12 protein-coding genes are annotated in these 18,818 nt (G+C 56.7%); all 12 read left to right on the top strand.

The features are described 5' to 3' along the window. The first annotated feature begins 249 nt into the window (after positions 1–249). The gene (gene rppH, locus JT31_RS16040; RefSeq protein ID WP_008458467.1) at positions 250–780 is read left to right on the top strand and encodes an RNA pyrophosphohydrolase; all 531 of its coding nucleotides are present in this window, start codon (positions 250–252) and stop codon (positions 778–780) included. A 12-nt stretch (positions 781–792) separates the two neighbouring features. Beyond that, the gene (gene ptsP / locus JT31_RS16045) at positions 793–3,039 is read left to right on the top strand and encodes a phosphoenolpyruvate--protein phosphotransferase (RefSeq protein WP_038479279.1); all 2,247 of its coding nucleotides are present in this window, start codon (positions 793–795) and stop codon (positions 3,037–3,039) included. Between the two features lie 344 nt (positions 3,040–3,383). Beyond that, on the top strand, positions 3,384–4,256 hold the full coding sequence (lgt, locus tag JT31_RS16050; protein ID WP_038479282.1) for a prolipoprotein diacylglyceryl transferase: 873 nt from the start codon (positions 3,384–3,386) through the stop codon (positions 4,254–4,256). A 6-nt stretch (positions 4,257–4,262) separates the two neighbouring features. After that, on the top strand, positions 4,263–5,057 hold the full coding sequence (thyA, locus tag JT31_RS16055; RefSeq protein WP_008458459.1) for a thymidylate synthase: 795 nt from the start codon (positions 4,263–4,265) through the stop codon (positions 5,055–5,057). A 186-nt stretch (positions 5,058–5,243) separates the two neighbouring features. Further along, on the top strand, positions 5,244–5,711 hold the full coding sequence (locus tag JT31_RS16060; protein ID WP_038479285.1) for a prepilin peptidase-dependent protein: 468 nt from the start codon (positions 5,244–5,246) through the stop codon (positions 5,709–5,711). Further along, on the top strand, positions 5,705–6,265 hold the full coding sequence (locus tag JT31_RS16065) for a prepilin peptidase-dependent protein (protein ID WP_038479288.1): 561 nt from the start codon (positions 5,705–5,707) through the stop codon (positions 6,263–6,265). The genes JT31_RS16060 and JT31_RS16065 overlap by 7 nt, the downstream gene beginning before the upstream one ends. Then, positions 6,262–6,696: a DUF2509 family protein gene (locus JT31_RS16070; protein ID WP_038479291.1), complete on the top strand. Its 435-nt coding sequence runs from the start codon at positions 6,262–6,264 to the stop codon at positions 6,694–6,696. Before JT31_RS16065 ends, JT31_RS16070 begins: the two co-directional genes overlap by 4 nt. Then, entirely contained in the window at positions 6,678–7,019 is a 342-nt protein-coding gene (locus JT31_RS16075; protein ID WP_038479294.1) for a prepilin-type N-terminal cleavage/methylation domain-containing protein, read from the top strand. The genes JT31_RS16070 and JT31_RS16075 overlap by 19 nt, the downstream gene beginning before the upstream one ends. Before the next feature lie 7 nt (positions 7,020–7,026). Then, positions 7,027–10,398 (top strand): exodeoxyribonuclease V subunit gamma, encoded by a 3,372-nt coding sequence (gene recC, locus JT31_RS16080; protein WP_038479297.1) that lies wholly within the window; start codon positions 7,027–7,029, stop codon positions 10,396–10,398. A 149-nt stretch (positions 10,399–10,547) separates the two neighbouring features. Continuing rightward, positions 10,548–13,433, top strand: coding sequence for a pitrilysin (ptrA, locus tag JT31_RS16085; RefSeq protein ID WP_038479300.1), 2,886 nt, complete (start codon positions 10,548–10,550; stop codon positions 13,431–13,433). Beyond that, a complete protein-coding gene (gene recB, locus JT31_RS16090) occupies positions 13,433–16,978 on the top strand; it encodes an exodeoxyribonuclease V subunit beta (RefSeq protein ID WP_038479303.1) in 3,546 nt (1,181 codons plus the stop codon). The genes ptrA and recB overlap by 1 nt, the downstream gene beginning before the upstream one ends. Further along, entirely contained in the window at positions 16,975–18,816 is a 1,842-nt protein-coding gene (gene recD, locus JT31_RS16095) for an exodeoxyribonuclease V subunit alpha (RefSeq protein WP_038479306.1), read from the top strand. Before recB ends, recD begins: the two co-directional genes overlap by 4 nt. Positions 18,817–18,818: the final 2 nt, after the last annotated feature.

Below are 18,818 nucleotides of genomic sequence, written 5' to 3' on the forward strand. Positions count from 1 at the left end.
TATGTGTTCGGATTGCTCCTGATTTTACTTGTCCCGAGTTGTCCCGATGTAATTCGTTAGTTCTTCACAGTTATATCCACAGAAAAAGTGAATAAAACGGCTGGTTTTGGCCGCCCCTGTTTATAACCCGGCTATCTTTTGTGAGTTATTCAAATGTTATTCCATGCAAACGCCGCCGAGAGAGTGGTTTACCGCCTGACACTTGTATGAAACAATCGATGCAATCTAAGTTTGTTTTGAGGTAGTCCGGTGATCGATGATGATGGCTACCGCCCCAACGTTGGGATCGTAATATGTAATCGGCAGGGACAGGTGATGTGGGCGCGGCGTTTTGGCCAACATTCCTGGCAATTTCCTCAGGGGGGCATTAATCCTGGCGAGTCCGCTGAACAGGCAATGTACCGGGAGCTTTTCGAAGAAGTCGGTTTGCAGAGAAAAGACGTTCGCATTCTTGCCTCGACCCGAAACTGGTTGCGTTACAAATTACCTAAACGTTTGGTGCGTTGGGACACAAAGCCGGTTTGTATCGGCCAAAAACAAAAATGGTTTCTTTTGCAGCTGCTGAGCAGCGACGGTGAGATCAATATGCAAACCAGCAGCACGCCGGAATTTGATGGCTGGCGCTGGGTCAGTTATTGGTATCCGGTTCGTCAGGTTGTTTCATTTAAGCGCGACGTTTACCGCCGCGTAATGAAAGAGTTTGCCAGCGTGGTTATGCCACTGCAGGAAGTTACACCACCACGCAATAACTCGCCGGCCTGGCGACGTAAAAGAGGTTAAGTCACGCGAAAAATGCTCACCCGTCTGCGAGAAATAGTCGAAAAGGTCGCTAGTGCCCCGCGCCTCAATGAGGCGCTGGACATCCTGGTGACTGATATCTGCCTTGCGATGGATACCGAGGTTTGCTCGGTTTATCTCGCCGATCATGAGCGCCGCTGTTTTTACCTTATGGCGACCCGTGGGTTAAAAAAACCGCGTGGTCGCACCGTTACGCTTGCCTTTGATGAAGGTATTGTTGGCCTGGTTGGGCGGCTCGCGGAGCCGATTAACCTGGCCGATGCGCAAAAACACCCCAGCTTTAAATATGTACCCGCCGTAAAAGAGGAGCGTTTTCGTGCGTTCCTTGGGGTGCCTATTATCCAGCGCCGTCAGCTTCTGGGGGTGCTTGTTGTCCAGCAGCGTGAACACCGGCAGTACGATGAGAGCGAAGAGTCTTTCCTCGTTACGCTGGCCACGCAGATGGCCGGGATTTTGTCCCAGTCTCAGTTAGCGGCGCTGTTTGGGCAGTACCGCCAGACCCGCATCCGCGCGCTTCCGGCATCGCCTGGCGTTGCCATTGCAGAAGGCTGGATGGACACCACCGTCCCGCTGATGGAGCAGGTCTTTGAGGCATCAACCCTGGATACCGCACTTGAGCGTGAGCGTCTTACCGCCGCGCTGGAAGAGGCTTCCGGGGAGTTTCGCCGCTACAGCAAGCGTTTTGCCGCCGGGGCTCAGAAAGAGACCGCGGCTATCTTCGATCTTTACTCTCACCTGTTAACCGATGCGCGCCTTCGCCGTGAACTTTTTGCCGAGGTGGACAAAGGCTCGGTGGCCGAATGGGCGGTAAAAACGGTTGTTGAGAAGTTTGCTGAACAGTTTGCCAGCCTCTCTGACAGCTACCTGAAAGAGCGGGCGGGAGACCTCAAAACCCTGGGGCAGCGCCTGCTGTTCCACCTCGACGACACTATTCAGAGCCCGAATACCTGGCCCGAGCGCTTTGTTCTGGTTGCGGATGAGCTTTCGGCCACCACCCTTGCCGAGCTGCCGCAGAAGCGCCTTGCGGGCGTAGTCGTGCGCGACGGTGCGGCAAACTCTCATGCTGCCATCATGGTGCGTGCGCTCGGTATTCCGACCGTTATGGGGGCGGATATTCAGCCTTCGGTACTGCATCGCCGCATGCTGGTGGTGGACGGCTATCGCGGCGAATTGCTGGTGGATCCTGAGCAGGTACTGCTGCAGGAATACCAGCGCCTGGTGAGCGAAGAAAACGAACTCAGCCGCCTGGCGGAAAACGACGTAGAGCAGCCTGCTGCGCTAAAAAGCGGTGAGCGTGTGCAGGTGATGCTTAATGCGGGCCTTAGCCCCGAGCATGAAGAACAGCTTGGCAGCCGTATCGACGGCATCGGGCTGTACCGCACCGAAATCCCGTTTATGCTGCAAAGCGGTTTCCCTTCAGAAGAAGAGCAGGTCGCGCAGTATCAGGGCATGCTGCAGATGTTTAACGACAAGCCGGTGACGCTGCGTACGCTCGACGTTGGGGCCGACAAACAGCTCCCGTACATGCCCATCAGCGAAGAAAATCCTTGCCTTGGCTGGCGAGGGATCCGCATCACGCTCGATCAGCCAGAGATCTTCCTGATCCAGGTTCGAGCGATGCTGCGGGCGAACGCGGCGACGGGGAATCTCAGCATTCTGCTGCCGATGATCACCAGCATTGATGAGATTGACGATGCCCGCAGGCTGATCGATCGCGCAGGCCGTGAAGTTGAAGAAGAATTAGGTTATCAACTGCCCGAGCTAAGGCTTGGGGTGATGGTTGAAGTTCCTTCGATGGTGTTCATGCTGGGTCACCTGGCCGGGCGCGTTGATTTTATTTCCGTGGGGACGAACGATCTTACCCAGTATCTGCTGGCGGTCGATCGTAATAACACGCGGGTGGCTAGCCTTTACGATAGCCTGCACCCGGCAATGCTGCGCACGCTAAACCTGATTGCCCGCGAAGCGGAGCGCTATAACATCGACCTGTGCCTGTGCGGTGAGATGGCCGGCGACCCGATGTGCGTCGCGATTCTGGTAGGGATGGGCTACCGCCATCTTTCGATGAACGGCCGCTCTGTCGCACGTATTAAATACCTGCTGCGCCATATCCATCTGGAAGAAGCCGAAGTACTTGCTCAGCGCAGCCTTGAGGCACAAATGGCGACGGAAGTACGCCACCAGGTCGCGGCGTTTATGGAGCGGCGTGGCATGGGCGGCCTGATCCGCGGCGGACGCTAATTTATTCAATATGTCCCGGCATCACCGGGACATTACCCTTACCTGACAACAAGGGATAAAACGTGGTTTTTCCCTTGTTGTGGTTTATCAGCCGAAAACCCTGAAAGGGTTTTCCCTGTTTGTTTTCTTTGATGCCTTGTGTAGTTTTAATTTCCCACGCACGTCGTGCATTGTCTTAGGTGTCCCGGCATCACCGGGACATTACACATCTTTTACAACTTCCATAATCAATCACTCAGGCCGTTTGTGCTATGATCCGCTGCTTTCGGAGCGCATCGATAGCGGTGCGTACTTGCAACCCGCCTTTAATTTTTTGGCGGGGTAACAATAGCTTGTGGTGACAGATGAATAGTGGCTATCTGCGTTTCCCTGAATTTGACCCGGTGCTTTTCTCCATCGGGCCGGTTTCCCTGCACTGGTACGGACTCATGTACCTCGTTGGGTTCGTGTTTGCCATGTGGCTTGCCGGACGCCGCGCCAGCCGTCCGGGCAGCGGTTGGACGAAAAATGAAGTAGAAAATCTGCTGTATGCAGGGTTCCTTGGCGTCTTCCTGGGCGGCCGTCTGGGCTATGTTTTCTTCTACAACCTGCCGGTCTTCCTTGCCGATCCCCTGTACCTGTTTAAAGTCTGGGACGGCGGTATGTCCTTCCACGGCGGGCTTATCGGTGTTATCTGCGTAATGATTTGGTTCGCACGCCGCACCAAACGTACCTTCTTCCAGGTCTCCGACTTTATTGCTCCGCTTATCCCGTTTGGTCTTGGCGCGGGTCGCCTCGGCAACTTTATCAACGGTGAGCTGTGGGGCCGCGTCGACCCTAACTTCCGCTTCGCCATGCTGTTCCCTGGCTCGCGCAGTGAAGACGTTGGCCTGCTGGCAACGCACCCGGAATGGCAATCGCTGTTCAATACTTACGGCGTGCTGCCTCGCCATCCGTCGCAGCTTTATGAGCTGGCGCTGGAAGGGGTTGTGCTGTTCATCATTCTGAACCTGTTTATTCGTAAGCCTCGCCCGATGGGGTCGGTATCTGGCCTGTTCCTGATTGGCTATGGCGCGTTCCGCATCATCGTGGAATTCTTCCGCCAGCCGGACGCTCAGTTCACCGGCACCTGGGTGCAGTACATCAGCATGGGGCAGATCCTGTCGATTCCGATGATTGTTGCCGGTATCGCCATGATGGTCTGGGCTTACCGCCGTCCACAGCAGCAACTTTCGTGAGGTGACATGAAACAGTATCTTGATTTGATGAAAAAAGTGCTCGAAGAGGGCACGCCGAAAGCGGACCGTACCGGTACCGGCACGTTGTCTATTTTTGGGCATCAAATGCGCTTTAACCTGCAGGAAGGTTTCCCGCTGGTTACCACCAAAAAATGTCACCTGCGTTCGATTATTCATGAGCTGCTGTGGTTCCTCAACGGGGATACCAATATCGCCTACCTGAAAGAAAATAAGGTGACGATTTGGGACGAATGGGCGGATGAAAACGGCGATCTCGGCCCGGTTTACGGCAAGCAGTGGCGCTCCTGGGCAACGCCTGACGGGCGCTATATTGACCAGCTAACCACCGTACTGAACCAGCTGAAAAACGACCCGGATTCCCGTCGCATCATCGTTTCTGCATGGAACGTGGGCGAGCTGGATAAAATGGCGCTGGCGCCTTGCCACGCTTTCTTCCAGTTCTACGTGGCCGACGGCAAGCTCTCCTGCCAGCTTTATCAGCGCTCCTGCGATATCTTCCTTGGGCTGCCGTTCAACATCGCCAGCTATGCGCTGCTGGTGCATATGATGGCGCAGCAGTGCGACCTGGAAGTCGGTGACTTCGTCTGGACCGGGGGCGACACGCACCTGTACAGCAACCATCTGGAACAGACTCGCCTGCAGCTGACTCGTGAGCCGCGCGCGCTGCCTAAGCTGGTTATCAAACGTAAGCCCGAGTCGCTGTTTGACTACCGCTTCGAAGACTTCGAGATTGAAGGCTACGATCCGCATCCGGCTATCAAAGCGCCTGTTGCCATATAGTTCACAGCCAGCGTGACAGAACCGGTGCCTGAGTGCGCCGGTTTTTTTTGCCCAGATTTCTTTTCTTCGGCACGGCTTCCGGCCGCAGTGAAAATTCCTGCAACCCTCCAGTTATCTTCCGGCATTTGCCGCATCCTCGCGTATGCCTGCTGGCTCATCTAAACGCGGCTGGTCACACTGTCGGCCATGAACATTAATCAACGTGGTTTTAGCGTTATTGAGCTAATGGTGGTGATAGCCATCGTTGCCGCACTCAGCGCCGGAGGCCTTCATGGCTGGCACCAGTGGCAGCAGAAAGTGCAGCTTTGGCAGACAGCCCAGCGGCTGAGCCACTTTCTCTCAGGCCTGAGAAATGACGCAAACTGGAACAATCAGACCCATCTTTTAGCGCTGCACCAGAGCGGGAAAAGCTGGTGCCTGGCAAGCCGCGCCGCATCTGAAAACTGTTCGTCTAACCCACGACTGGCTTTTATGCCTGAATTTGACGACATCATCGTGGAGGATATGACGGCTGGTTTAGGTTTTTACGGTGTACGCAGCACCGCCTGGCCCGGGCATATTGTTCTGAAAAGCCAGGCAGGGCGCTGGAGGGTGACGGTATCAGTCTGGGGGCGCACGCGGCTGTGTGAACTGTCCGGAGGTAAGCCATGCTGAGTGCTCAGAAAGGATTTACGCTACTGGAAATGCTTATTGCGATGGCCCTGAGCAGCGTGCTGTTGCTGGGAACTTCGCGCCTGTTTCCGGCTTTACAACTGGAGGTTTTACGGCAGTACGGCTATGTCGCTCAGCAGGAGGCGCTGTGGCAGATGGCGTTTGCGATTGGCAAGAATTTGCAGCGGGCTGGCTATTGCCGAGGCCAGTGCCAGGGCGAAGGCGTGAAGTTAACGAATCAGGGAGGCTGCGTGGTGGTGCAGTGGGATGCTAACCATAATGGTCGATGGGACACCGCGAAGGATAGTCAAAATGAACAGACGGGCTATCGCCTACGTAACGGCAACCTGGAAACGCAAAAAGGCGTAGAGCATTGCGAGGGGAGCGGCTGGGAAAGAATGTCTGACCCGGCGCAGTCGACCGTGCAGCACTTCTCCGTTACTCGTCAAAATCGCAAAACTGGCAGACCTTTATTTCTCATCAAGCTTGCATCGAGTTTAAAACAGGGCGGGCGTGCTGCCGAAGTGAACTCCGTGGTGAGCGGGGAAAATTTATGAGCGGCAAACGTGAGAAAGGCGGTGCGTCCTTGCTGATGGTATTGATGCTGCTAGCCGTGGGCTCTTTGATCCTGAGCGGGCTATCTCAGCAACTGAGTGCCCAGCGCTTTGAGGTTGCCGCTGAAATTCAGTTTATCAAAAACCATACTGCCGCGAGGTCCGCTCTGGCGTGGGGGGAAAAGCAAAGCTGGCGGCCACAGAGAACGTGGCAGTGCCGGCTTGAGGCCCGTAATAACTGGCAGGCGTGCCTTCATCAAACCGACAAAGGCGAAGCGCTGCTTGCTGCATTCGGCTCCATTCCCGGAAATGAAGTGCCGTTCACGCTGTGGCGCTGGGGTGTACTTCAGGGAGGTGAACTGGTGGCTTCAGCCCAGGGCTGGCTCGACTTTTGCCCTTTACCGGATGATGACTTATGCAAGCTGCCCCGATAATTCCCCGGCAGGGCGGGTTCAGCCTGCCTGAAGTTCTGTGCGCCCTCGCGTTGTTTGGCGTTGTGATGACGGCGCTACTAGGTTACCACCGCGTCTTGCAGCAGGGTTTTACAAGTCAATGGCAGCTAAGGCAGCTCTGGCGCGTGGCCCGCGAGCAGACTGAACTTGAAGCTCTGCCACCTTCTGATTCATGGAATGTACGCCAACAGCAGACATCTTCCCTGGGATGTGTCAGCATCGACGTTACTGTAACAAGCCCAGAGGGCCGAGCCGCACAGCTTTTGAGGCTGGATTGCCCACGGTCAGAACAACGTCAGGAGTAGCGATTTCATGTTGCGTGTTTACCATTCCAACCGCCTTGATGTGCTGGAAGCTATCATGGAGTTCATTGTAGAGCGCCAGCCGCTGCCGGATCCTTTTGAGCCGGAGGTCGTGCTGGTTCAAAGCACCGGGATGGCGCAGTGGCTGCAAATGACTCTGGCGCAAAAGTTTGGCATCGCGGCAAACATTGAATTCCCGCTGCCGGCCAGCTTTATCTGGGACATGTTCGTGCGGGTGTTGCCGGATATCCCTAAAGAAAGTGCTTTCAACAAGCAGAGTATGAGCTGGAAGCTGATGACGCTTATCCCGAACATGCTCGACAAACCGGAATTTACCCTGCTCAGCCACTATCTGCGGGAGGATGACAGCAGCCGCAAGCTGTTCCAACTGTCTTCGCGCATTGCCGACCTCTATGACCAGTACCTCGTCTATCGCCCCGGCTGGCTAAGCCGCTGGGAAAAGGGGGAGCTTGTTGACGGCGCGGGAGAGTCTCAGCTCTGGCAGGCTCCGCTGTGGGCAGAGCTTGTACGCTACACGGCCGAGCTGGGGCAGCCCGAATGGCACCGTGCCAACCTCTACCAGCGTTTCATTAGTGCTCTTGAAAACAGCGATGTTTGCCCTTCGGGACTTCCGCCTCGCGTCTTTATTTGTGGTATTTCCGCTCTGCCGCCGGTTTACCTTCAGGCCCTGCAGGCGCTGGGTAAGCATATTGACGTCCACGTGCTGTTTACCAACCCCTGCCGTTACTACTGGGGGGACATCAAAGATCCCGCGTTCCTTGCCCGCCTGGTTAGCCGTCGTCGTCGCCTGCATCAGGCCGATCGGGAACAGACGCTGTTTAAAGATAACGACAAAGCCTCTTCGCTGTTTAATGAACTCGGCGAGCAGGATGTGGGCAATTCCCTGCTGGCTTCCTGGGGGAAATTGGGGCGCGACTACTCCTTCCTGCTTTCCGAGCTGGAACGCTTTGAAGAGGTCGATGTTTTTGTCGATTTAGAGCCAGATAATCTCCTGCACGGGCTGCAGCACGATCTGCTGGAGCTGAAAGATTCGCAGGTCCTGGGGCTGACGGTTGATGAGTACGAGCGCAGCGACGGCAAACGGCGGCTGGATCTTAAAGATCGTTCCCTGACGTTCCATGAATGTCACAGCCCGCAGCGCGAAGTTGAAGTTTTGCATGACCAACTGCTGGCGATGCTGGAAGCTGACCCTGAGCTAACGCCGCGCGATATCATCGTGATGGTGGCAGATATTGATAGCTACAGCCCGTTTATTCAGGCCGTGTTTGGCAGCGCACGTGATGAGCGCTGGCTGCCGTTTGCTATTTCTGACCGACGGGCACGTCAGGCGCACCCGGCGCTTCAGGCGTTTATTTTACTGCTTGGACTACCGGAAAGCCGCTTTGCGGCAGAGGATGTGCTGGCGCTGCTGGAAGTGCCCGCGCTGGCGGCGCGCTTCTCTATTGATGAAGAAGGGCTGCGCTACCTGCGTAAATGGGTGAATGAGTCCGGTATTCGCTGGGGCATTGACGACGACAACGTGCGTGAGTTAGAGCTGCCGGCTACCGGGCAGCATACCTGGCGTTTTGGTCTGACCCGCATGCTGCTTGGCTATGCCATGGAAAGCCAGGCCGGGGTTTGGGATTCGGTCCTGCCCTACGATGAGTCGAGCGGCCTGATTGCCGAGCTGGTTGGGCAGCTTGCGGAACTGCTGATGCAGCTTAACCGTTGGCGTCTGTTGCTGACTCAGGAACGCCCTCTGGATGAATGGCTCCCGCTGTGCCGGGAAATGCTGAGCAGCTTCTTCCTGCCTGACGGTGAAACTGAAGCGGCGCTGGCGCTGATTGAGCAGCAGTGGCAGGAGATGATTGAGAAAGGAACCGAGGCCGCCTACCAGCAGCCTGTGCCGTTAACCTTGCTGCGCGATGAACTGGCTCAGCGTCTCGATCAGGAACGTATCAGCCAGCGATTCCTCGCCGGGCCGGTAAACTTCTGTACTCTGATGCCGATGCGTGCCATTCCGTTTAAGGTCGTTTGCCTGCTTGGCATGAATGACGGCGTCTACCCGCGAACGCTTGCGCCACTGGGCTTTGACCTGATGAGCCAGCATCCGCAGCGCGGCGATCGCAGCCGCCGGGACGACGATCGCTACCTGTTCCTGGAAGCGTTAATTTCCGCGCAGCAGCGGCTGTACATTAGCTATATCGGCCGTTCGATTCAGGATAACAGCCGGCGCTACCCGTCAGTGCTGGTGGAGGAGTTGCTGGACTATGTAGCCCGCAGCCATTACCTCCCCGGTGATGCCGAATGCAACGCCGATGACAGCAGCGAGCATGTTAGAAAGCACCTGGTCACGCTTCATGCCCGCACGCCTTTCGACAGCAGTAACTACTTTGCCGAAGGCGAGCAGCAGAGCTTTGCTCAGGAGTGGCTGCCAGCGGCCAGCGGCAACGGGCAGGCTCATGCTCACTTTATTCAACCTCTGACAGCTGAGCCCTGCGACGAAATATCCCTTGAGCAGCTACAGCGCTTTTGGCGGCACCCGGTGCGGGCATTTTTCCAAATGCGCCTGGGGATTAATTTCCGTCTGGAAGATACGGAATTACCGGATGAAGAGCCCTTTACCCTCGACGTGCTCGATCGTTTTCAGCTAAACCAGCACCTGCTTAATACCCTTGTCCAGCAAGAAGATCCGCACCAGCTGTTTGTGCGTTATAGGGCCGCAGGTGTTCTGCCGTACGGTGCTTTTGGTGAAATCCTTTGGGAAAATCAGCGCAATGAAATGAACACGCTGGCTGAGAAAGTGCTGGCAGAGCGACAAAAAGGGGAGAGTCGTGAAGTTGATCTTCATATCGACGGAACCAGAGTGACGGGCTGGCTGTCGGACGTACAGGCAGATGGGCTATTACGCTGGCGCCCTTCGGTGCTGAACGTAGCCCACGGTATGCAGCTGTGGATTGAGCACCTGGTCCACTGTGCCAGCGGCTATGCTGGCAAAAGCCGGCTGTACGGCCGCAAAGATTCGCAGTGGCGCTTCCCTGCGATGGAAAGTGGTGAGGCAAAGGCCTGGCTGTCGCAACTGCTTGAGGGCTATAAAGAAGGGCTTCGTCAGCCATTGCTGCTGCTGCATAACAGCGGTGGGGCGTGGATAAAAGCCTGTTATGACCCGCTAAATAATGCCATTTTATGGGATGAGGAGACGCAGCAGAAGGCGCGCACTAAGCTGCTGGCTGCGTGGGAAGGAAACCATATGGTTGAAGGGGAAGGCGCTGATATTTGGCTGCAACGTTTGTACCGTACCCTTGATGCCGAGTACTACGAAGCGATACTTACAGAGGCCGAGCGCTACCTGCTTCCTCTGTTCCGTTTCAACCAACCCTGAACAAGGGTTGTATAAAAATTGCACAGCCCGGTGAGTTCAATTATGATGCGATTTCTTGCTCAGGGCTGGCGAAGTATAACAACGGCGTTCGACGGATAGCTTCGAAAAGTTGTTAATGATGAGTAAGTTAGTGAAGACGAGGTTTGTGAATGCCTAAATGCAGCACCTGGTTTACCGCGCTTTTCTTGTTCGTTGCTCTTTGGGCACCTTTCAGTCAGGCAGATAACGGATGGCAACCGATTCAGGACACCATCCGTAAAAGTGAAAAAGATCCTCGTCAGTATCAGGCTATTCGTTTAGATAACGGTATGACCGTGCTGTTGGTTTCCGATCCGCAGGCGGTGAAATCGCTCTCTGCGCTGGTGGTGCCCGTCGGCTCGCTGGAAGATCCTGATGCCCATCTCGGGCTTGCTCACTTCCTCGAACACATGACGCTAATGGGCTCCAAAAAATACCCGGACCCGGATAGCCTGTCTGAGTACCTCAAAAAACACGGCGGCAGCCACAACGCCAGCACCGCGACCTACCGCACCGCGTTTTATCTGGAAGTGGAAAACGATGCGCTCGACGGGGCCGTGGACCGCCTGGCTGACGCGATTGCGGAGCCTAACCTTGCGGCACAGTATGCCGAACGTGAGCGTAATGCGGTCAATGCCGAGCTGACGATGGCCCGCGCGCGCGACGGGATGCGTATGGCGCAGGTCAGCGCCGAAACGATCAACCCCGCTCACCCTGGTTCGCGTTTCTCCGGCGGTAATCTTGAAACCCTGCGTGATAAACCCGGCAGTAAGTTGCTTGATGCGCTGGTGACGTTCAGGAATAAATACTATTCCGCAAACCTGATGAAGGCCGTTATCTACAGCAACAAGCCCTTGCCTGAGCTGGCGAGGATTGCCGCTGAAACCTATGGTCGCGTACCCAATAAAAACATCGAAAAACCGGTTATCGACGTGCCGGTGGTGACCGACGCGCAAAAAGGGATTTTTATCCACTATGTGCCGGTGATGCCGCGTAAGGTGGTTCGGGTTGAATTTCGCATTGATAACGATAGCGATAAATTCCGCAGTAAAACCGATGAACTTATCGGCTACCTGATTGGCAACCGCAGCCACGATACGCTGTCAGACTGGCTGCAAAAGCAGGGGCTTGCCGAGAGCGTGCGGGCTGATTCTGACCCGATGGTTACCGGCAATAGCGGCGTCTTTGCTATTTCCGTGTCGCTGACGGACAAAGGTCTGGCCAACCGTGATCAGGTGGTTGCGGCGGTATTCAGCTATCTCAATCAGCTGCGTGCTAAGGGGATCGACAAGCGTTATTTTGATGAGCTGGCCCACGTGCTGGATCTCGATTTCCGCTACCCGTCCATCACCCGTGATATGGACTATATCGAATGGCTGGCGGACACCATGCTGCGCGTCCCGGTTGCCCATACTCTTGATGCGGCTAACCTTGCCGACCAGTACGATCCTGATGCGATTAAAGCGCGTCTGGACATGATGACGCCGCAAAATGCCCGCGTGTGGTTTATCAGCCCGCAGGAGCCGCACAATAAAACGGCCTATTTCGTCGATGCGCCTTATGAAGTGGACAAAATTCCTGCGCAGACCTTTGCCGACTGGCAGCAGAAGGCAGATGCCATCAAGCTTGAGCTGCCTCAGCTGAACCCCTACATTCCCGACGACTTCACGCTTTATAAGCCGGAGAAGCAGTACGAGCATCCTGAGCTGCTGATACACGAGCCGGATCTGCGCGTGGTGTATATGCCCAGCCGCTATTTTGGCAACGAGCCAAAAGCGGACGTGACCCTTGTGCTGCGTAATCCGCAGGTGATGGACAGCGCGAAGAATCAGGTGCTGTTTGCCATCAACGATTATCTGGCGGGCATCGCGCTTGATGAGCTGAGCAATCAGGCATCGGTCGGGGGCATCAGTTTCTCTTCAAACGCCAATAGCGGATTGATGATCAACGCCAACGGCTATACCCAACGCTTGCCGCAGCTGTTTGAGGCGTTGCTGAAGGGCTACTTTAGCTATACGCCAACGCAGGAACAGCTGGATCAGGCGAAGTCCTGGTATGCGCAGATGATGGACTCGGCGGAAAAAGGCAAAGCTTTTGAGCAGGCTATTTCGCCGGTGCAGATGGTTTCGCAGGTGCCTTATTTTGAGCGTAGTACCCGCCGCGCACTGCTGCCTGAATTGACGCTGAAAGACGTGCTTGATTACCGTGCGCGGCTGAAAACCAACTCCCGGCCTGAATTTATGGTTATCGGCAACATGTCTCCAGAGCAGACCAAACGGCTGGCGGAAAACGTCAAAGCGCAGCTGGCACCGAAGGGCGGCGAATGGTGCCGCAATGATGATGTGCTGATCGATAAGCAGCATCTGGCGATGTTTGAAAAGGCCGGAAGCAGCACGGACTCAGCGCTGGCGGCGGTTTATGTACCAAAAGGCTATAACGAAGCGACCAGCACGGCCTATGGCTCAATGCTGGGGCAAATTATTCAGCCATGGTTCTATAATCAGCTGAGAACGCAGGAACAGCTAGGCTACGCGGTATTTGCTTTCCCGATGTCCATTGGCCGCCAGTGGGGGGTGGGTTTCCTGCTGCAAAGCAGCGACAAGCAACCAGCCTATCTGTATCAGCGATTTAAGGCGTTTTATCCGGTTATCGAGAAAAAGCTGCGCGGCATGAGCGACGCCGAGTTTGCCCAAATCCAGCAGGGGATGATTGCCCAGATGCAGCAGGCACCGCAAACCCTTGCGGAAGAGGCATCGCAGCTGAGCAAAGATTTCGATCGCCGAAACATGGCGTTTGATTCCCGTGATAAAGTGATCGCCGAAATTAAGAAATTAACGCCGCAGAAGCTGGCTGATTTCTTCCACCAGGCGGTGATAGCTCCCCAGGGGATGGCGGTGCTGTCACAAATTTCCGGCAGCCATAACGGCAAAGCAGACTATGCGGCACCAAAAGGGTGGAAAACCTGGGAGGGGGCACGCAGTCTGCAGCAGACGTTACCACTAGTAAGCGAGAAATAATGACCGATGTAACCGCGCAGCCCCTTGATCCTTTAAGTTTGCCGCTGTTTGGTGAACGGTTGATAGAAGCCTCCGCGGGTACCGGTAAAACCTTTACCATCGCCGCGCTTTACCTGCGGCTGCTGCTGGGGTTGGGGGAAGAGAATGCTTTCCCTCGCCCGCTCGGCGTAGAAGAACTGCTGGTGGTGACCTTTACCGAAGCGGCCACGGAAGAACTGCGTGGCCGTATTCGGGCCAATATCCACGAATTGCGTATCGCCTGCATACGTAATCGAAGCAAAAACCCACTAATTCAGAGCCTGCTTGCCCAGATTGCGGACAAGCAGCTTGCTGCCCGTACCCTGCTGTTAGCCGAGCAGCAAATGGATGAGGCCGCTATTTTCACCATCCACGGCTTTTGCCAGCGGATGCTCAGCCTGAATGCTTTTGAGTCCGGCATGCTGTTTGAACAGCAGCTTCTCGAAGATGAGTCCGTGCTGCGCCGCCACGCCTGCGCAGACTTCTGGCGCCGTCACTGTTATCCGCTGCCAAAACCGGTGGCTCAGGCAATGAGTGAAGCGTGGTCGGGGCCGGAAGCGCTCCTGCGGGACATCAACAGCTGGCTCCAGGGCGAGCAGCCGCAGCTCAAACAGCCGCCGGCCGATGACGAAACGCTGCTGGCCCGCCATGAAAAGATAATCGCCGCTATCGACGGGGTAAAAGCCCAGTGGCGAGCTGCCGCAGGTGAGCTGGCGAGCCTGATTGGCGATTCTGGCGTGGATAAGCGCAGCTACAGCAGCAAACATTTACCGAACTGGCTGGAGATTGTGGGCCAGTGGGCACAGCTGGAAACGACCAGCTATCAGCTCCCTGACGCGCTGGCTAAGTTTGCACAAAGCACGCTGGAAGAAAAAACCAGGAAAGGTGAAGTGCCCCGGCACAGCCTGTTCAATGCAATAGACGCCCTGCTGGCCGAGCCGCTGACCCTGCGCGACCTGGTGATAGCCAGGGCGATGGCCGAAATTCGCTACATCGTGCAGCAGGAAAAACGCCGCCGCGGTGAGCTGGGCTTTGACGATATGCTGAGCCGGCTCGATGAGTCTTTGCATCAGCCCGGTGGCGATGCTTTAGCTGCGGCTATCCGTGGGCGTTTTCCGGTGGCGATGATCGATGAATTCCAGGATACCGACCCGCAGCAGTACCGCATCTTCCGCCGGCTGTATATCAGGCAGCAGGACACCGCACTGTTGCTGATTGGCGACCCGAAGCAGGCGATTTATGCTTTCCGCGGCGCTGATATTTTTACCTACATGAAAGCACGCCATGAGGTGAGCGCCCACTACTCGTTGGACACCAACTGGCGCTCGGCTCCGGCGATGATCCACGGCGTGAACACGCTGTTCCAGCAGGTCGAGAATCCGTTCTTATTCCGTCAGATCCCGTTCCTGCCCGTCAAGTCAGCGCCGCGCAACGGCGGCCTGCGGTTTACCGTCCATGGTGAAAGCCAGGCTGCGGTAAAAATGTGGCTCCAGCCGGGCGAAGGTGTCGGTGTAAGTGATTACCAACAAGCGATGGCCACGCAGTGCGCCCGGCAAATTCGCGACTGGCTAACCGCCGGGCAGCGGGGCGACGCGCTGCTTTGGCGAGGGGATGACTCCCGCCCGCTCAGGGCATCGGATATGACGATTCTGGTGCGCAGCCGTGGCGAGGCGGCCATCGTGCGCGATGCTCTTGGCGCGCTCAATATTCCTTCGGTGTACCTCTCAAACCGTGATTCGGTGTTTGCAACCGTAGAGGCACGCGAGCTGCTGTGGCTGCTGCAGGCGGTATTAACGCCTGAAATTGAAACCGCCATGCGCAGCACCATTGCGACGGGCATGTTGGGGCTGGATGCGCTGACTATTGAGGCGCTGAACAAAGACGAGCTAGCCTGGGACAACCTGGTTGAAGAGTTTTTCGGCTACCGCGAACAGTGGCTGAAGCGCGGCGTGATGCCGATGCTAAGAGCACTGATCGGCGCGAGAAATATTGCTGAAAACCTGCTGGCCACGCCGGGCGGAGAGCGCCGGCTGACGGATATCCTGCACATCAGCGAGCTTCTGCAGGAAGCCTCGGCAGAAATGGAAAGCGAGCACGCGCTGGTGCGCTGGCTGGCGCAACGTATTGCCGAGCCGGACAGCAATGCCTCCAGCCAGCAGCTGCGTCTGGAAAGCGATAAACATCTGGTGCAGGTGGTGACCATCCACAAATCCAAAGGGCTGGAGTACCCGCTGGTCTGGCTGCCGTTCGTGGCCAACTATCGCCCGCAGAGCAGCGGCCTGTATCACGATCGAACCACTTTTACCTCGCTGCTGGATTTAAGCAATGATGCGGAAAGCCTTGGGCTTGCCGAAGAAGAGCGCCTGGCCGAGGATCTCCGGTTGCTGTATGTGGCGCTGACCCGCTCCGTCTGGCACTGCAGCCTGGGCGTGGCGCCGCTGTTCCGTGGTTCCCGGGCAAAAAAAGGCAACAGCGACTTGCACCTCAGCGCGCTGGGCTATTTGCTGCAAAAAGGCGAAGCGCTTGATGCCGAAGGGCTTCGTCAGGCGCTGGACGTCCTCAAGAGCGAAGCCATTGACGTTGAAACGCTGCCTCCGGGTGAGGATTCTCCGTGGCAGCTGGTCTCCAGCGCGTTGCCTGAACTTGCCGCTCGCCAGCTTAAACGGCGAATTGCCGATAACTGGCGCGTGACCAGCTACTCCGGGCTGCAGCAGCACGGCAGCAGCCGGGTGCTGGATTTGGTGCCACGTCTTGACGTGGATGCCGTGGGGGAAGCGCCGGAGCAAAGTGAGCCGTCACTTACGCCGCATACATTCCCGCGCGGGGCTTCACCAGGCACTTTCCTGCACAGCCTGTTTGAAGAGGTTGATTTTACCCAGCCGGTAGATAGCGAGAAAACGGCACAGCAGCTGCTTGCCAACGGATTTGGCAGCGAATGGTGCCCGGTGGTTAGCCGCTGGCTGGAAGAGGTGCTCGCCGCGCCGCTCAATGACACCGGGGTTGCGCTGAATCTGCTTCCGTCGAAGGAAAAACAGGTTGAGCTGGAGTTTTATTTACCGATCGACCATGAGCTGCAGGCTCCTGCGCTGGACGCGTTGATTCGCCGTTACGATTCGCTTTCCGCCGGTTGTCCGCCTTTGGACTTCCGCCAGGTGAAGGGGATGCTGAAGGGGTTTATCGACCTGGTATTCCGCTGGGAAGGGCGTTATTACCTGCTGGACTACAAATCTAACTGGCTGGGCGAAGACAGCAGCGCCTACACCCGGCAAGCCATGGCTCAGGCGATGCAGTCCCACCGCTATGACCTGCAGTACCAGCTCTATACGCTGGCGCTGCACCGATACCTGCGTCATCGCATGGCAGGTTATGACTACCAGCAGCACTTCGGCGGGGTAATTTATCTGTTCCTGCGCGGCGTGGAGCAGGGCAAACCTGAGCAGGGTATTTTTTCTACGCGCCCGGACATCAAGCTGATTGATGCGATGGACGCGCTCTTTGCCGGGACAGCAGAGGAGATGGGCCAGTGAGCATGTCACAGTTACTCAACCAGGCGGTGACGCTGAAAGCCCTCAGGCCGCTGGACTCGCAGTTTGCCATGATGGTGGCTAACGATGCGCAGCCCGCCGTGATGCTGGCCGCCGCGCTGCTTAGCCACGAGTCAGGGGAAGGGCACGTTTGCCTGCCGCTTGAGCGGATAACGCCTGCCTTTGTCTTCGCCGGCAAACATCCTGAGCTGGTGGCTCAACTCTTCGCTGAGGCAGAGCCGGGCATGGGCTGGGAAAGCGCATTACTGGCTTCTCATTCGGTGAGTTCGAACGATGAAGCCACGCCGTTAAAACTGATCGGCAATCGTCTGTACCTCAACCGCATGTGGAGTAACGAGCAGCGGGTAGCCGCCTTTTTTGGCGAGCGTAATCAGCCGGTCGCGGTAGATGAAGCTCGACTTCGGGATAGCCTCGACGCGCTGTTTGGCAGCAGCCAGCAGACGGACTGGCAAAAGGTGGCCGCGGCGGTCGCGCTGACCCGGCGTATCTCGGTTATCTCCGGCGGGCCGGGCACCGGCAAAACCACGACGGTAGCAAAACTGCTGGCCGCTTTGGTGCAGCTTACCGATGGTCAGCCACTTCGCATTCAGCTTGCGGCCCCAACGGGCAAGGCTGCCGCACGCTTAACGGAGTCATTAGGCAGCGCGCTGCGCCAGCTGCCGCTGAGCGACGAGCAGAAAAAGCGCCTGCCGGATGAGGCCTCAACGTTGCATCGCCTGTTAGGGGCGCAGCCAAACAGCCAGCGTCTGCGGCACCACGCCGGTAACCCACTGCACCTTGATGTGCTGGTGGTGGATGAGGCGTCGATGGTGGACTTGCCGATGATGTCCAGGCTTATCGATGCTCTGCCTGAGCGAGCAAGGGTCATCTTCCTCGGAGACAGAGATCAGCTGGCGTCCGTGGAGGCGGGCGCGGTTCTGGGCGATATCTGCCATTACGTGAATGACGGTTATTCGGCGCAGCGTGCGGAGCAATTACAGCGGCTCACGGGCTGTGAGGTGCCCGTCGGCGATAGCGACCGGGCAAGCGCGCTGCGTGACGGGCTTTGCCTGCTGCGTAAAAGCTACCGATTCGACAGCCAGTCCGGCATCGGTCAGCTGGCGTTTGCAGTCAATGCGAGCGACAGCAGGCAGGTTAAGGCCGCGTTTGGACAGGGATTCACCGACATTTCGCTGCAGCCGCTGCTTGAACCTGAAGATTACACGGCGATGATTGCCGACGTGGTGAGCGGCTACGGAGAGTATTTAAAGCAGGTGCGGCAGAAAGCCGAGCCAGCCGAAATTCTTAGCGCTTTCGGTCGTTATCAGCTGCTGTGTGCATTGCGTGAAGGTCCCTTTGGCGTTAGCGGCCTGAATGAGCGCATTGAACAGGCGTTTGTACAGGCGCGTCTGATTCAGCGGCCCTCTCAGGCGCTTTCGCGCTGGTACGACGGGCGTCCGGTGATGATTGCCCGTAATGACAGCTCGCTTGGGCTGTTTAACGGTGATATCGGGATTGCTTTGCAGCGTGAAGAGGGGCTTCGGGTCTGGTTCCCGATGCCCGACGGCAAGGTGAAGTCAGTTCAGCCAAGCCGCCTGCCAGCACACGACACGGCTTTCGCCATGACGGTGCATAAGTCTCAGGGCTCTGAGTTTGACCATGCCGCATTAGTGCTGCCAAACCAGTTTGTGCCGGTGGTGACGCGCGAGCTGGTTTACACGGCAATTACACGCGCCCGTAAGCAGCTATCGCTGTATGCCGACGAACGCGTTTTGAATAAAGCTATAGCCACGCGTACGGAGCGCCGCAGCGGGCTAATGGAGATTTTCTCCGGGGAATAAGA

The organism is Cedecea neteri, assembly GCF_000757825.1.
Classification (GTDB): domain Bacteria; phylum Pseudomonadota; class Gammaproteobacteria; order Enterobacterales; family Enterobacteriaceae; genus Cedecea; species Cedecea selenatireducens.

Excerpts from the sequence above, each read along its gene's own strand:
- ptsP (WP_038479279.1), top strand. The coding sequence starts at position 793 with ATGCTCACCCGTCTGCGAGAAATAGTCGAAAAGGTCGCTAGTGCCCCG.
- lgt (WP_038479282.1), top strand. The coding sequence starts at position 3,384 with ATGAATAGTGGCTATCTGCGTTTCCCTGAATTTGACCCGGTGCTTTTC.
- thyA (WP_008458459.1), top strand. The coding sequence starts at position 4,263 with ATGAAACAGTATCTTGATTTGATGAAAAAAGTGCTCGAAGAGGGCACG.
- JT31_RS16060 (WP_038479285.1), top strand. The coding sequence starts at position 5,244 with ATGAACATTAATCAACGTGGTTTTAGCGTTATTGAGCTAATGGTGGTG.
- JT31_RS16065 (WP_038479288.1), top strand. The coding sequence starts at position 5,705 with ATGCTGAGTGCTCAGAAAGGATTTACGCTACTGGAAATGCTTATTGCG.
- JT31_RS16070 (WP_038479291.1), top strand. The coding sequence starts at position 6,262 with ATGAGCGGCAAACGTGAGAAAGGCGGTGCGTCCTTGCTGATGGTATTG.
- JT31_RS16075 (WP_038479294.1), top strand. The coding sequence starts at position 6,678 with ATGCAAGCTGCCCCGATAATTCCCCGGCAGGGCGGGTTCAGCCTGCCT.
- recC (WP_038479297.1), top strand. The coding sequence starts at position 7,027 with ATGTTGCGTGTTTACCATTCCAACCGCCTTGATGTGCTGGAAGCTATC.
- ptrA (WP_038479300.1), top strand. The coding sequence starts at position 10,548 with ATGCCTAAATGCAGCACCTGGTTTACCGCGCTTTTCTTGTTCGTTGCT.
- recB (WP_038479303.1), top strand. The coding sequence starts at position 13,433 with ATGACCGATGTAACCGCGCAGCCCCTTGATCCTTTAAGTTTGCCGCTG.